Consider the following 14,766-nt stretch of genomic DNA (forward strand, 5'->3'; position numbering starts at 1 on the left):
CCTTGCTCCTTGCTTCCCCTGCTTCCCCTCTACCCTTCCCGGATTTTTGGGAGAGTATTACCTTTATTAACTACTGTGGAAACTGATGTTTGTGTTCTTAGCTTCCGAGTTTGCTCGATAATTTGGTCTATGTCTTCTTGGGATAAACGCTGGACGTAGTTGAGTTTGATTTCCTCTAAGAAGTCAAAAAGTAAACTCTGAATTTCTGAGAGTACATGTTTTTCCTTGATTTGAGATCCCAATACTTTAGTGAAGCTTTCTACTAGTTGACTGGTGAGTTTTGCGGCCACAGGGTCTTCAACAGCACTAACTAACGTTTTGTAAAGATTAGTTGTGATTTGAGTCGCCAATTGTTCGCTTAATTGGGTTTGGGCCTGTCCCACGCCAGGGAGATTCTGGAGGTTGCGGTAGACGGGGACTTGATGGAAGACGGTTTCGATGTTGTGGCGCAGAATGGCAACGATCGCAGGTTGGATATCAGGTAGCACTTGGTAAACAATTGTTTTTACCAAAAGACCTGCGATCGCTTCCACTTCATTCACATTATTAATATCTATGTAGGGACGTAAATTTTCTTGTTGCGAGAGCCAGCTTGTCAATTCACCCCGCTGAATTGAACCCTGAATCTGATTAATCACTCTCACCACGACAATTTCTGTAAGTTCTTCGGCAAAATTAGCGACAATCCCCTGATTAATTTGCTTTCGTACTGGATGCAGATTCAATAACCGCGCTTGATCGAGGCGAATTAATACAGGTATGATTCGCAACTCTCGCCAAAATGGTATTAGTAAAAATAAATCGTACCAACGCCACAATAGTGCTTCTAACCAGCTAAAACCAGGATGTTGGCGTCTGAGCAAGAAGGTGCGCCCCAGCAATTCTACGCCAAATAAAATCACAAAGGGTAAGTCAATAATCCAGAATTTATCGATAAAATCGCCATTCTCTCCGATTTGGCGGTAGTAGTTACTGGCGATCAAAGGGCGAATGCTTTTGTTAAAAAAATTAATTTCTTCAAGCCAGCCATTTTGTGATAAATGCGGCTGACTCCAAAAAGTAGCGAAGGACTGTTTTGCAGATTCTTTGCGGATGTGCGATCGCATCCTTTGTTTGATTTTTTCCAGCGTCCCACTCTTATTCGCTCCCGCAAACGGGTTACTGTCAATCATCTCGCTGCTAAGACGACTTATTTGTATTAGCCTGCCATTTACTTGAGGCGACTGTAACCCTGTTTGTCTAACTTCTTCTTCTAATGCGTCTACTGTTTCTAGATAACTTTTTGTGTCTCGATGACTTTCAATACCTTTGATTGGGTCATAAATCTTAGTAATTTGGGGAAGTTTTCGCAAGTAGAAATCTCGCCAAGGTACGTAACTTAAATCAAACAACACTAAACTTAAATTTACGGTGGCAGCAATTGCCATAAATCTTTCAAACCAAAGATTACGCTGCTTAGAAGATTTTACATGTTTCATTTTCTGTAAAATATGATACTGGTTTGGGTATTTAAAACATAAACTCTTTCATTTATTTATTTTCTTTCTGCCCTTTCTAACCAATTACAGCAATTTCCAGTGCAGTAGAACCCTAGCACAAGGACACATCTGTTATGGATGTCAACTTCAGCCCAAACCAAAACCCCTTTTTCAACCTTAGGCTAAAAATACTCCTGATTGAAGCATAGCCATAGGTCAAGAGACTGCCTTTCATCTTAAGTTGACATCAATGCACAGATGTGATCTACACGGCAATTTAGTGTTAAAAAGGTGTATTCGATTTAAACGAGCGGATCGCTGCTGCACCCCTGCCAATGCAAAATACTTCTTTTGATAGATGACATAAATTACTTTTTAAGAGGCTGGCTAAATTTAACAAAAAAAAATCACAATTTGTTCAAAATTCATTAAAAAATCGTGAAAAAAGTTATTAAACAAACTTAAAATGCAGCTGTTAACGTTTATGATCCTGCTGATTTAACCCAAAGGAGTTTTTAAGTATGTGGTGTGGGTTTGGAAAATCAAGCGCAACCTTTGCTGTTACTTGCCTGATGACTGCTAGTTTGGTAATTGCAGACACAGGTTTTGCAGCCCCTCAAAAAAGTTATACGCCCCAGCAATTCCGTGAAGTATTGCGGGGATTAGGCTATAACGTCAAGGTAACAAATACCGCTTTGACAGACGCAGAAACTAAAAAGGCAATTCGAGAATTTCAGACTGGTTACAAGCTAAAACCAGTTGATGGCATCGCAGGACCAAAAACCCAAGATTTTGCTGCTAACATTGTTCAAATTCTGCACAGAAATTTGAATGTAGTGGTGAAGCCAAATCCTCCCCTGCCGCGCGATCATTTTTATGGTTCCCGCACGGAAGAAGTGGTGAAGGAGTATCAGAAGAAATATCAGTTTCAAGAAACTGGAATTGCTAATTTAGCACTCCGCCAAAAGTTGAATGAAGAAGCAAAGACACTCTTCAGCCAGCCGACAACTAAACCAACAACTAAGCCGACAACTAAACCGACAGCTAAACCAACAGCTACACCGACAGCTACACCAACAGCTACACCAACAGCTACACCGACAGCTACACCGATGTCTACACCGATGTCTACACCGATGGCTACACCGATGGCTACACCGATGGCTACACCGACAGCTACACCGATGGCTACACCGACAGCTACACCAACAGCTACACCCTAGTCCCCACAAAAAACTCCTACCCCAAAACTAGCCCCTCAGGTCATCTGATTTGGTTCCTCTAAGGGTCTGCCCTTGGGTGTAGGTAGAATTGGACGGAGATCGTTGTAAGGCATAGGAATGTACTGCACGCTGGGTCGTCCTCCTTGTGACTGTGGGTACAGATCCATGAGATCGTAAATAGAATGGGGCAGTCCGACGGTTACGGGCAGCCCCATTTCTGTTGCTTCTTCAATGGTGATGGGATAGTCGTGAGTGACGCGCCCAGTTGTCAAGGCTTCGATAATCGGTTCGATATTTTCTGGCAGAACTTTTTGTTTGGGTATACTGTCTTTTAGCAAAGCTCGCACAAATCGCTGTACCTGCTGTATGGCTTTGCGTGAGAGGTCGGCCATAATTAGAGTTTGGTCATCAATCTCACTGATGGGTTTATCTTCAACCACTTTCAAGATACTGGCTGCGGGGTAATTACCCAGTTGGGGATCAACTGGCCCCAAGACAGCGTTAGCATCCATAATAATTTCATCAGAGGCGATCGCAAGCATTGTACCGCCACTCATAGCATAGTGTGGTACAAAGACTGTAACTTTTGCTTGGTGGCGAATTAACGCTCTGGCGATTTGTTCTGTAGCCAAAACCAAACCACCAGGAGTGTGCAAAATTAAGTCAATCGGTACATCTGGGGGTGTGAGGCGAATTGCTCGCAATATTTGTTCTGAGTCTTCAATAGTAATGTAGCGAGATATGGGAATTCCCAAAAAGCTAATGGACTCTTGGCGGTGAATCAGTAAAATCACCCGACTTTTGCGTTCCTGCTGGAATTGTTGTAAAGCACGCAAGCGCCGATATTCTATTTGACGTTTTTGCCAAAGGGGTTGCAAAGAAGTCAGAAGCAGAAAAATCCAGAATAAATCACCAATACCAAAGCCCATATAATTTATTTTTGTTCAAAAATAACGGTTGCCGTCATTATTGTCACAAATTTGGGGCGATCGCAGTTCTATCTGTAGATTCATAGAAAAATTACGAATTATTTACTACCCCCTTCGCCAAATTTTAATAGTGTCGTCATCACTACCGCTAACTAGGGTTTGGCCATCGGGACTGAAGGCAACGCATCTAACATAGTTGGAATGCCCTGTAAGTGTGCTGATTTCTGTACCACTGTGTATGTGCCACAGTTTGATAGTGTTGTCCCAACTGCCACTAGCGAGAAATTGTCCATCCTGGCTAAAGGCGACTGACCAAACTGAATCAGAATGACCTGTGAGAGTACGAATTTCTCTGCCTGTATTTACATGCCAGAGTTTAACCGTGTTGTCACCACTACCACTAGCAATAATTTCTCCATTTTTGCTGAAGGCGATACAGTTGACAAAGAAAGAGTGGCCTGTGAGTGTGTAAATGTTTCTGCCTGTGTATACTTGCCACAGTTTAATAGTGTAATCATTACTGCCACTAGCCACTAGTTGTCTATCCTGGCTATTGGTTGCAAGCGTTCTCGGAGAGTAGGCGACTGACGAAACTGGGTCGGAATGACCTGTGAAAGTTTGGATTTCTATGCCTGTGTGTACCTGCCACAGTTTGATTGTGCAGTCAGCGCTACCACTAGCCAGAAACTTGCCATCTGGACTAAAAGTAACGGAATTTACCCAATTAGCATGACCAGTGAGAGTACGAATTTCTTTACCCGTCTTGACATCCCACAATTTGATTGTATTGTCCCAACTCCCGCTAGCTAAGATTCCCCGGTTCAGGTCTGCAACTCCCGCAGATTTCCCGGATTCGCCTTGATAAGAAAGGTTTGAAGAGATTGGGCTAAAGGCGACGGAATTAACCATACTGGAATGACTAGAAGACCAACGACCCAGTTGACGCACTAACTTGCCAGTGCCTACTTGCCAAAGCTTGATAGTGTTGTCATTACTGCCACTAGCAAGAAATTGTCCATCGGGGCTAATGGCGATCGCATGAACCATACTAGAATGACCTTTGAGGGTCTGTACACATTGCCAGTTCTGCCGATCTAATACAACAGGTACAGGTACAGCTACAGGTAGTTTCACTCTAGGCGTTATCACTAAAGTAGATGATATTTTAGTTATATCTTCCCCAGTATCAGGACCCAATAAATCCAACCACTCCTGTACAGACTGGGGACGATACGTTGACTCCAGATCCATGCCGCACATAATAGCCTGATTTACCCTGTTGCTGATGTTGGGATTAAAATATTGTGGTGGTTCTAAATTAATATTGTGACGTCTATCATCTGCACTAGTTGGTACAACTGCGGTAAGCAAGTTATACAAAGTAGCGGCTAGGGCGTAAATATCAATGTATTCTCCTCGCGGCGCTTCTGATTCATACTGTTCAGGTGGGGCAAAACCAGGAGTACGATACACTGTATGCCTTTGGATCATATTAGGAACAAATTCTCTAGCGATGCCAAAGTCTATCAGCACTGCTTCTAATTTATCAATGCGGATCATGATGTTGCGTGGTTTAAGATCCCGATGCAACAGTCCTTTAGAATGGATTAGGGTCAAAGCATCGCCAATTTGCCGGATGTACAGTAGTGCTTCTGCCTCTGATAGCACCCCTATTCGCCTCAAGCGCTGTGCTAAGTCTTCCCCTTCGATGTAATCCATCACCATGCAGGGCAAATTCCCCTCATCAAAGATGGTTTCTATCTGTACTATATGAGGATGGTGGCACACAGCCAGCCGAACTGCTTCATCACGAAAGTCTTGCCGTAACTTGTTTCGGTGGAGTATCCAGGCGGGGTGATTCAGGATTTCTTCTTTGAGGGTTTTAATCACTCGCTGTTGATTTCGTTGATTTCTGGCAAGATAAGTAATGCCAATTCCGCCTTCACCTAATTGGCCTTCAATAATGTAGCGTCCCCCGAATAAAGACTTTCCTGCATTCCACACCATTAGTAATATTTGACAATTGCTGGTATTTATTTTGGCAAGGTATCAGAACAGCCAACACGAATTTTTGGGAATTCCATTTGAATTGCTGTTGTAGCTTTTTGGAACTTAATTACTTAGATAACATTTTCATTAACCTCAATAATTACTAATAGTATAAAGTTGGATATACCCTCATAGTTTTGCCTAAACTATGCCTTTATACGAAAACATGAAAGTTGATTGCTCATGGTAGAGTAAACAGTAACTTTAGACATATTTGTTCATAATAATTTGACTTGTAGGTAATCTAAAATTATGCTAAAGAATCTCAATTTGAAACAAAAATTTACAATTCTGCTACTGGTAATTTTGACATTTGGTCTGAGCTTGAGTGGATTTACTCTTTCTTCTCTACTGAGGGAGAATGCTAAACAAGATATTAGCTCCACTGGTCTCATGCTCATCCAAACAATGAGTTCTGTTCGTAAATACACCAGTACTCAAGTGAATCCAGAGCTAGTTGATAAATTAGCTACTGAATTTTTGCCGCAAACCGTTCCTGGATACTCAGCACGAGAAGTGTTTGAAATTTTACGTAAAACAACAGACTACCGTGATTTCTTTTATAAAGAAGCAACTCTCAATCCCACAAATCTTCGGGATAAGGCTGACGGTTTTGAGACGGAAATTGTAGAACAGTTCAGAAATAAATCAGACCTTAAAGAAGTTAGTGGATTTCGTTCAATTCCTGGAGGGGATATCTTTTATATTGCTCGTCCCTTAGCAGTTTCTGAACAAAGCTGTCTGGTCTGTCATAGTGTACCTGAAGCTGCACCTCAAAGTATGATTAGTCTTTATGGTGCTGCTAATGGATTTGGGTGGAAGCTTAATGAAATTGTTGGCGCTCAGATTATATCAGTACCTGCAAAGAATGTCATCAGCAAAGCAAATCAGTCTTCCTTACTAATTATCTTGATTGTATCAGCTATATTTATAGCGACTATCCTGTTAGTCAACTTGTTCTTGAATCGACAAGTTGTGATGCCTCTCAAACGCATGACTCGCATAGCCGAAGAAGTTAGTACGGGACATATGGAAGTTGAATTCGAGCAGATGTCTAATGATGAAATCGGTAATTTAGCTAAAGCCTTTAAACGGATGCAGTTAAGTTTAGAAATGGCGATGAAAAGAATCAAACGTACTCAAGGAGGTACAAGCGATTACAATAATTCGTAATCATGCTCTCTACGAGACAATGGGTTTAGTTTGCTTAAGAGCAGTGGTACGTGGACTAGCTACAGCTACGCTAACGTAATAACTTTCTGTAATATCATGTTCGGCTAATTAGTTATAATTCCCTTTCTCTATGCAGAAAACCCAAAAACCCCTCCCCTTTGCCCCCTGCCCCTCTGCCCCTCTGCGGTCTTAATGATAAGTCTTTAACCGGACATGATATAAAAGACGTTGCGTGTACCTTTACCAAAAAACTTTTTTACTTTTATTAGCTCTCTTGACTTAAACTTACAGAATTAGTTAAGAGATGAAAAATTATTCATCAATTTCATGATGTCTAAATCTCTATGAAAATAAGCTTTTTTTGAATTCAAAAGCTGCTTGAAAGTTAGGAATTTCCTTAGTTACAAGTTCAATGAATTGGTCAGCTGAAATATAAGGATTGTGAGCTAGTATTTCTTCTATAATCAGATTTGCCATTGGTCCGATGTGGTAGGCTAATTCTTGCTGGCAATGTTTGATAAATGCTGGTTGGAGTGATGATTGTTGTTGCTGTTGTTCAATTTGACGCCCAGTTTGTGGGCTAGTAGGTAAACTAAAAATTGTTTCTTTAGATTGGTTATATGACTGCGATATGGCTGACATAGCCTGAAATTCAGGGTTAAATACCGTGGCTGGCAAATCATCAACCATGATTGCAGAAGATATTGCTATTTCTGGTTCTCCAATACGCTCTAAATCTCTAAGAACTTCGCTGGCTGTTTGGTATCGCTTGTTAGGTCTATCTTCCAACATACAATCAAGTACTTGAGCAAACCCATCAGTAACATAGGTATAATCACGCCAGTTCCATTCAAGTGAGTATTGATCCATTAATAAAGATGGATCTCTAGCTGTGAGTAATACAATGGCAGTTACACCCAAAGCATAAAGGTCACTAGAGGGTGAACATAAACCCAAACTAATCTGTTCGCGGGGAGCATATCCAACTTTGCCTACAAGAGACATTTTGCCAACAAACGTTATTTGGTGGTTGGAACTTCTCCCCTCGTTAATATCAGCAATTTGCTTGCCTACCCCGAAATCAATCAGCACTGGCAGATCCTTGCCATCGGGTAACATAATGTTGTCTGGAGAAATATCTCGGTGGATGATGTTGTGCTGATGGACATATTCCAAAACAGGCAGCAGATTCTTTAGCCACTGTATAACTTCGTCTTCAGAAAAATTTCTTCCTTGACGTTGAAGTTCTCCTAGCAGTCTTGAATATGTTTTACCGTCAACATACTCTTGTACTAAAAATAGCCGGCCATCTCCTTCAAAGCAAGCCAAAAACTTGGGAATTTGAGGATGTTGCAATTGATGAAGAATTTTTGCCTCTCTTTTAAATAAGTTACGATATTGTTCCAGTCCACTTTCACCTGTGCCAATGGGTGCAAATTCTTTGAGAACACAGGCTTCGTTAAACCGACGAGTGTCAAATGCCAAGTAAGTTCGCCCCAATCCTCCCTGTCCTAGAAGTTTTTGGATAATATAGCGGTTATCGATTAGAGTTCCAGCAGCTATTTCTGGTCTTGTCATAGGGGACTGTGACATCATCATCGCACTCCTAGCGATTTTGTTATTGATAAATTATCTAATTTGCTGAAAGTCAGAAACTCTAGCAGATAAGGGCTGATAACATCCTTTAAATTGAGGTTAGCACCACTATCAAGTCAAGGAAATACACTTTTCTACAATTTTCTGATGGTCTTGTGTTACCAAATAGACAATTTTAACCTGAGTAGTTAGATCCTACTACTCATACTTAAGTATTTTAGCCGCCGCAACATAATCAGTGTCTGCGGTAATATCTGCAAATGTTCAGGGCATCGCCTTTGAGATTTGCTGCTGAACCTTATTTTCCCTATAGTTACCCAATTGAAACTGGGTTGAGGAACAGTAAGGATATAGCGTGACATCATGGTTTTTCATAAAAACTGAGGTTGCTATAGACTTGCCGAAAGGAATATTATATGTATTTCAACTGCTAAATATGCGATCGCTCTCAAAAATTAATCTTTCTGAGAGCTAATATCGTTAAGAGATAGCTGTTTCGGCATCGGCTATGAAAGTTTTCAGTACAGGTGATTCCTCAACAGCAGGAAATTAGGCTGTGTATAAAAAACTACTCCTGAAGCTACAATAGTTCATCTAGTTCATCAGGATTCACGCCTAACTGACGCAAACGTTCTGCTAATTGTTCTGCTTTTCGTTTGGCTTGAGCAGCTTCTTGTTTAGCTTCTGTAGCTTCTTGTTTAGCAATCATAGCTCGTTCAGTTGCAGCCGCCGCTTCCTCTGTGGGTGCGGGAATTAATTCTCCTGTCAAAGTGAACCACCTTAACCACAACCTTTCAATATCTCGAAATGAACCTTGCCATAAGCCTAAACTTAAATCTATCTCTGGTATTAGTACGTATCCATCAGTCAAGTTCATCGATTCATAGTGACCGCCGACTAACTGAAAAGCCCGAAGTTCATTAGTGTAGCGACTAAATACAACATAGTAAGGAATCCGCAAAATTCGCTCATAAACTTCCCATTTGCTAGGAGGTTTATCTGCTGCACTTTCTTTTCTTGTGCCTAAATCTTCGTCTTCCGTACCTGGAGATAATAACTCAACAACTACAAAGGGATTTGCTGGTTCTTGCCAAGTTACATAACCTTAAGTCTTGCCCTTTGTATAACTTTCCTACACCTACTACACCAAACCAATCTGGACGCTTATACCACAAAGGATGCTGGAGATCATAGTAGAGATTAAGATTAGCAGCACTGTAAACTAGTTCGGGATTCCAGTTAATGGGCTGAAAAGTTAAGTATAAAAGTAAGGGTTGTAAAAAGTGAAAATCGTCTGGCAAACCTGGTTCCTCTGGGTTGTCACTTGGTAAATCATACATCGTTGGTAGAGTTTCCCAAGGAGGAAGCGGTGGGTCAGATTGAGGGATGTAATGGGGAGAAAAAGTCATAGTAAAAATTGGGTTTGATATTTTTCGGCTATTACTTTTATGGCTTTACCGTACTGATTATGCTAAATTTACAGCTTCCAAAAGGGAATAGGGAATAGGGAATAGGGAACATAAGCGAATACATGTGTGCTGAGTTTTTTCAGGCAATCAAATAGGATTGCTATAGTTAGGACGGTATAATTTATTGATATGTGTTTCTACAAATGTGTTTCTACAAAGATTTTGTATCAAGGAAAATTTATATAAATATTTTTACGATGTGCGACTCTTTGACAAATTAATGTTTGTGTTTCTTTGTCAACACTAATACCTATTCTGTAATCACCTACGCGAATTTTATATTTATCGTCGTAGCTTTTCATTTTTTGCAAATAGCCTAAATCAAAGGGATTTTCTGATTCTAGTTATTGAAAGACGATTGGTTCAATCCGAGCTTGCACATCTTGTGGTAAATCTGCTAATTATTTTAAGAATTTTTTATATTCAACTTTCCACATTCTTTTGCTTTAATGATTGGTAATATTCCCATCCTTCGTGTTTAGAGAGGCGTTCATTATCTTCCGATTTTGGCAAAGGATATTTGAGGCAATTTTGATGCAGCCTACAATAGCAGTATATTCAATCGTAATAAACCTATGGCGATCGCAGTTGTTAAACCCTCATCTTGTCTAACAACTGGTATTCAGCTTTACTTAATGATTCGTGAGAAATAAGATCCCCGACTTATCAAACAAGTCGGGGATCAGTGGCTTTTAATTTTTCCTAAAACATTTCATCACACTTCTGGCTCAATCCCCGCCGCCCGCAATTGTGCTGCTAGTCGTTCGGCGCGTTGGCGTTCTTGTTCGGTACGTTGGCGTTCTTGTTCGGTACGTTGGCGTTCCTCTTGGGCTAACTCAGAACCCCAAGGTAAAAGGTTTCCTTGTTCATCCCACCACCGCAACCACTTTCCGACGCGGTTTTCACGAGTACCTTGCCACACCCCAAGGTAAAGATTCATTTCTGCTATCCAGTAGCGTTGATTTTCATCAGGTTCTTGCAAAATGTACTGTTCTGTGTTTTGTAAGCGATACATCTCAAAACTGCCGCTATCTGGTTCAAAGATGATGTAGTTTGGTACTTTTAAGATGCGCTCGTAGAAAAACCATTTTCCTGGGGGATATGTCGCTTTGATAGAATATTCTGTTTGCTGTGTATCGGAAACAAATTCCATCACAATTACGGGAATGTCACCTTGTAATTGAGGTGTGTAACTGCGTATTACTTCTTCTCTACTAACATTAATTTTGGCAATGAAAGCCCAATCAGGAGCTTTAATGACCATTTTGTTGTTTAGAGTGACACAAATGCCGTAATTAGTTGTTGTTAGGGCGTTAGCGGAAATTTTTCCAGCTAATTGTAGGCTTTCTGTAAGTGCAGCAGCTAAGGCTGGTTGGTTGATGTTGTCCACTGGATCATCTGGGAGTTTGTAATCATCAGGTAGTTTTTCCCAAGTGATTTGGTAGCCTTTGGTGAGGGTTGTCATGAGGGTTTTCCTTTAGGATTGGGCATTGGGCATGGGGCATGGGGCATTGGGCATTGGGCATTCGGCATTGGGGAATGGTTATTAATTCTTGATCCCTCACTCCCTCATCTTCCCAGTCCCCAGTCCCCAATAGTTACTCATCTTCATCGGGTTCTAAATCGTCGGCTGTTAATTCCTGATGCGGGATGGCGGCGATAATCGCATCTATTACTTTAGATACTGGTAATATCTCAATATTTAAGTCGGGAAATTTTGTCCCTTTTGGCACGATCGCTCGTTTAAATCCCAACTTAGCAGCTTCTTTCAACCGCAGTTCCATTTGGGAAACCGATCGCACTTGTCCACCTAACCCAACTTCACCGATTAATACTGTACCGGGATCGACGATGCGATCGCGGAAACTTGCAACGATCGCGATCGCAATTCCCAAATCTACCGCCGGTTCTTCCACATTCAACCCACCCGCAGAAGCAACGTAAGAATCCAATTTCGACATGGGAATTCCCACGCGTTTTTCTAAGACGGCAAGAATTTGCACCAAGCGGTTGTAATCTACGCCAGTTCCAGCACGACGGGGTGAGGGGTAGCTTGTGGGACTCACCAAAGCTTGCAATTCTACAACTATCGGGCGAGTACCTTCACAAGCAACCACAATGGCAGTACCAGGTGCAGGATCGTCACGGTTGCCTAAAAATAGCTCTGAGGGATTGGAGACTTCTCGCAATCCCTCGGCTACCATTTCAAAAATGCCGATTTCGTGAGTTGCGCCAAAACGGTTTTTCACTGTCCGTAATAATCGGTGGGAGGCAAAGCGATCGCCTTCAAAATACAACACTGTATCGACTAAATGTTCTAAAACTTTTGGCCCCGCGATCGCTCCTTCTTTGGTAACGTGTCCGACAATCAGCATGGTGACATCTTCGTGCTTCGCCACCTTCATCAGTGCTGCGGTACATTCCCGTACCTGAGCTACTGAACCTGGTGCAGAAGTCAGCGCCGGAAAAAACACCGTTTGGATACTATCAATCACCGCCACATTTGGCTTGAGAGAGTCTATTTCCCGTAAAATTTCTTCTAAATCTGTTTCTGGTAGTACATATAAATCTGCACCAATGCTGTCAGGATCTATGGGAAGTGCTGGATCTACTACTTCAACCTTCCCCTCATTAACCACACTTAGGGGTTTTGATACTCCCAAACGAGAAGCTCGTAATTTTACCTGCTGCCCTGATTCTTCACCAGTGACGTAAAGGATGCGATATTTCTGTGCTAATTGATTAGATACTTGCAACAATAAAGTCGATTTACCAATACCTGGATCGCCACCAATCAGCACCATAGAGCCAGGGACAACCCCACCTCCAAGCACTCGATCTAATTCTTCATAACCAGACTCCCAACGAGCGATTTGGCGATCGGTAATTTGATCGAATGTTAAAGAGGCTCGCGCTTTAGCTGGTTTATTGTGAGATTTGCCATTGCCTTGAGCGGATTGCCAACTACTCACTCCTCCTCGACTGGGTACATCTACTGAGGATTGAATAGTAATTTGTTCTTCTAGAGAGTTGTAAGTACCGCAAGCTGGACACTTACCAAACCACTGGGGCGATTCTGCTCCACATTCGTTACAAGTGAAAAAGGTTTTTGGCTTTGCCATTCTTAAATCTTATTAAATAATCTTAATATTTACTTAATTCTTGAAAAAAACTAAAAACTAATAATAGTGGTATTTAGAGCTTTTTCCAAATCAATTCATGGAATGATATCTTAATATTATGGTATTAAAAATTAATCATGTAAATTTTTAGTCAAGGAGCCTAGAGAAACTTGGAAAGCCATAAAGAAAAAATCTTGGTGGTAGACGACGAAGCCAGCATTCGCCGGATTTTGGAAACGCGCCTTTCCATGATTGGCTACGATGTAGTGACGGCTGGCGACGGGGAAGAAGCTTTGGAAACTTTTCGCAAAACTGAGCCTGACCTGGTAGTTTTAGATGTAATGATGCCAAAGCTAGACGGCTATGGTGTATGTCAAGAATTACGAAAAGAATCAGATGTCCCCATTATTATGCTAACAGCCTTGGGTGATGTCGCCGATCGCATCACCGGGTTAGAATTGGGTGCTGATGATTATGTAGTTAAACCATTTTCCCCCAAGGAGCTAGAAGCCCGGATTCGCTCGGTGCTGCGGCGAGTAGATAAAAACGGTGCTTCTGGAATTCCCAGTTCTGGGGTAATCCATGTCGCTAATATTAAAATCGATACGAATAAGCGACAAGTCTACAAAGGCGATGAGCGCATTCGATTGACGGGTATGGAGTTCAGCTTGTTAGAGTTGTTAGTCAGTCGCTCTGGAGAAGCTTTTTCTCGTTCGGAAATTTTGCAGGAAGTTTGGGGTTATACACCAGAACGTCATGTGGATACCCGTGTAGTAGATGTGCATATATCACGATTGCGGGCAAAATTAGAAGACGATCCTAGTAACCCAGAATTGATTCTCACTGCACGGGGTACTGGTTATCTTTTCCAGCGGATTATTGAACCAGGAGAGGAGTAAGGGGGAGATGAGGGAGCAGGGGAGCAGAGGGGCAGAGGGGCAGGAAAGCAGAGGAGACAAGGGGACAAGGGGAATTATTGAACAAGTCTCTCCCTTGTCTCACTCTCTTCATTGTCTGCCTTGTCTCTTCTCCATACTCAATGCTCAATTCCAAATTTCTAATGACTAAACCTGATCCTAATCGAGTTTTGCGGCGTCTACCTATTGTCGTGGGTGGGCTAGGCGCTGTACTTTTATTGATTAACCGTTTATTGACACCGGAATTAACCCAGTCTCAATCGCGTGGTGATGTAGTGGGTGTGATTTTGAGTGCGGTGTTAATTTTGACGGGTTTAATTTGGCAGCAAGTTCAGCCGCGATCGCCTGATATTGTAGAACTAATTGGAGAAGAAGGTTTTGTACTTGCAGCAGATTTACCCGAAGCCGTGAAAACAGAGCTAGCCTGGGCATCTCATTTATTGTTGACTAATACAGTAACGCGATCGCTTGTGGTTTTTTATCAAGGTAAAGTTTTGTTGCGTCGTGGAATTCTGGGTACTAAATCTGAAGTTGTGCCAGGAGTAATCTTAAAACAGGTACTCGAAAAACAAAAACCGATTTATCTAGTTGCTCTAAAAATATATCCAGGTAGGCTTGAATTTGATTATTTACCAGAAAATACTCAAGGTGTAATTTGTCAACCTATTGGCAACCAAGGTGCATTAATTTTGGGAGCAAATGCTCCTCGCAGTTACACCAAACAAGATGAAAACTGGATTGCGGGAATTGCTGATAAGTTAGCCGTTACTCTTAGTACTTAGGTTGTCAGCTAGTTTAGGAGCCAGCCAA

Annotated in this window: 10 protein-coding genes and 1 pseudogene; 4 read left to right on the forward strand and 7 right to left on the reverse strand. The window is 41.7% G+C overall.

From position 1 onward, the window contains the following. Nucleotides 1-29: 29 nt before the first annotated feature. The gene (locus V7K84_RS05670) at nucleotides 30-1,478 is read right to left on the reverse strand and encodes a hypothetical protein (RefSeq protein WP_334836854.1); all 1,449 of its coding nucleotides are present in this window, start codon (nucleotides 1,476-1,478) and stop codon (nucleotides 30-32) included. 521 nt (nucleotides 1,479-1,999) lie between these two features. Here V7K84_RS05670 and V7K84_RS05675 point away from each other — a divergent pair. Further along, the gene (locus V7K84_RS05675) at nucleotides 2,000-2,701 is read left to right on the forward strand and encodes a peptidoglycan-binding domain-containing protein (protein ID WP_334836855.1); all 702 of its coding nucleotides are present in this window, start codon (nucleotides 2,000-2,002) and stop codon (nucleotides 2,699-2,701) included. A gap of 35 nt (nucleotides 2,702-2,736) precedes the next feature. Here V7K84_RS05675 and V7K84_RS05680 read toward each other — a convergent pair whose 3' ends face one another. Then, nucleotides 2,737-3,630: an SDH family Clp fold serine proteinase gene (locus V7K84_RS05680; RefSeq protein WP_334836856.1), complete on the reverse strand. Its 894-nt coding sequence runs from the start codon at nucleotides 3,628-3,630 to the stop codon at nucleotides 2,737-2,739. A 105-nt stretch (nucleotides 3,631-3,735) separates the two neighbouring features. Continuing rightward, entirely contained in the window at nucleotides 3,736-5,637 is a 1,902-nt protein-coding gene (locus V7K84_RS05685; RefSeq protein ID WP_334836857.1) for a serine/threonine-protein kinase, read from the reverse strand. Between the two features lie 294 nt (nucleotides 5,638-5,931). Here V7K84_RS05685 and V7K84_RS05690 point away from each other — a divergent pair, with 294 nt between their 5' ends. Then, nucleotides 5,932-6,852, forward strand: a complete 921-nt coding sequence (locus V7K84_RS05690; protein WP_094348532.1) for a Tll0287-like domain-containing protein — start codon at nucleotides 5,932-5,934, stop codon at nucleotides 6,850-6,852. Between the two features lie 342 nt (nucleotides 6,853-7,194). Here V7K84_RS05690 and V7K84_RS05695 read toward each other — a convergent pair whose 3' ends face one another. The 4 genes and pseudogenes from V7K84_RS05695 to radA form a co-directional block, all read right to left on the reverse strand. Further along, nucleotides 7,195-8,445, reverse strand: a complete 1,251-nt coding sequence (locus tag V7K84_RS05695; protein ID WP_334836966.1) for a serine/threonine-protein kinase — start codon at nucleotides 8,443-8,445, stop codon at nucleotides 7,195-7,197. A gap of 583 nt (nucleotides 8,446-9,028) precedes the next feature. Then, nucleotides 9,029-9,857: pseudogene (locus V7K84_RS05700) on the reverse strand (Uma2 family endonuclease). A gap of 775 nt (nucleotides 9,858-10,632) precedes the next feature. Next, on the reverse strand, nucleotides 10,633-11,382 hold the full coding sequence (locus V7K84_RS05705; protein WP_334836858.1) for a Uma2 family endonuclease: 750 nt from the start codon (nucleotides 11,380-11,382) through the stop codon (nucleotides 10,633-10,635). 133 nt (nucleotides 11,383-11,515) lie between these two features. Then, nucleotides 11,516-13,039 carry a DNA repair protein RadA gene (gene radA / locus V7K84_RS05710; protein WP_334836859.1) on the reverse strand — a complete coding sequence of 508 codons (1,524 nt, stop codon included), beginning with the start codon at nucleotides 13,037-13,039 and terminating at the stop codon, nucleotides 11,516-11,518. A gap of 170 nt (nucleotides 13,040-13,209) precedes the next feature. On the opposite strand from radA, the gene rpaB reads away from it, so the two are divergent. Together rpaB and V7K84_RS05720 are read left to right on the forward strand one after the other, a co-directional pair. Further along, nucleotides 13,210-13,938 carry a response regulator transcription factor RpaB gene (gene rpaB, locus V7K84_RS05715; RefSeq protein WP_012412029.1) on the forward strand — a complete coding sequence of 243 codons (729 nt, stop codon included), beginning with the start codon at nucleotides 13,210-13,212 and terminating at the stop codon, nucleotides 13,936-13,938. A 161-nt stretch (nucleotides 13,939-14,099) separates the two neighbouring features. Next, the gene (locus tag V7K84_RS05720; protein WP_334836860.1) at nucleotides 14,100-14,738 is read left to right on the forward strand and encodes a cofactor assembly of complex C subunit B; all 639 of its coding nucleotides are present in this window, start codon (nucleotides 14,100-14,102) and stop codon (nucleotides 14,736-14,738) included. Nucleotides 14,739-14,766 lie beyond the last annotated feature (28 nt).

Source organism: Nostoc sp., from assembly GCF_036917315.1.
In the GTDB taxonomy this organism is placed as follows: Bacteria; Cyanobacteriota; Cyanobacteriia; order Cyanobacteriales; family Nostocaceae; genus Nostoc.

Excerpts from the sequence above, each read along its gene's own strand:
- V7K84_RS05695 (WP_334836966.1), bottom strand. The coding sequence starts at position 8,445 with ATGTCACAGTCCCCTATGACAAGACCAGAAATAGCTGCTGGAACTCTA.
- V7K84_RS05685 (WP_334836857.1), bottom strand. The coding sequence starts at position 5,637 with ATGGTGTGGAATGCAGGAAAGTCTTTATTCGGGGGACGCTACATTATT.
- V7K84_RS05680 (WP_334836856.1), bottom strand. The coding sequence starts at position 3,630 with ATGGGCTTTGGTATTGGTGATTTATTCTGGATTTTTCTGCTTCTGACT.
- V7K84_RS05690 (WP_094348532.1), top strand. The coding sequence starts at position 5,932 with ATGCTAAAGAATCTCAATTTGAAACAAAAATTTACAATTCTGCTACTG.
- radA (WP_334836859.1), bottom strand. The coding sequence starts at position 13,039 with ATGGCAAAGCCAAAAACCTTTTTCACTTGTAACGAATGTGGAGCAGAA.
- V7K84_RS05670 (WP_334836854.1), bottom strand. The coding sequence starts at position 1,478 with ATGAAACATGTAAAATCTTCTAAGCAGCGTAATCTTTGGTTTGAAAGA.
- V7K84_RS05675 (WP_334836855.1), top strand. The coding sequence starts at position 2,000 with ATGTGGTGTGGGTTTGGAAAATCAAGCGCAACCTTTGCTGTTACTTGC.
- V7K84_RS05705 (WP_334836858.1), bottom strand. The coding sequence starts at position 11,382 with ATGACAACCCTCACCAAAGGCTACCAAATCACTTGGGAAAAACTACCT.
- V7K84_RS05720 (WP_334836860.1), top strand. The coding sequence starts at position 14,100 with ATGACTAAACCTGATCCTAATCGAGTTTTGCGGCGTCTACCTATTGTC.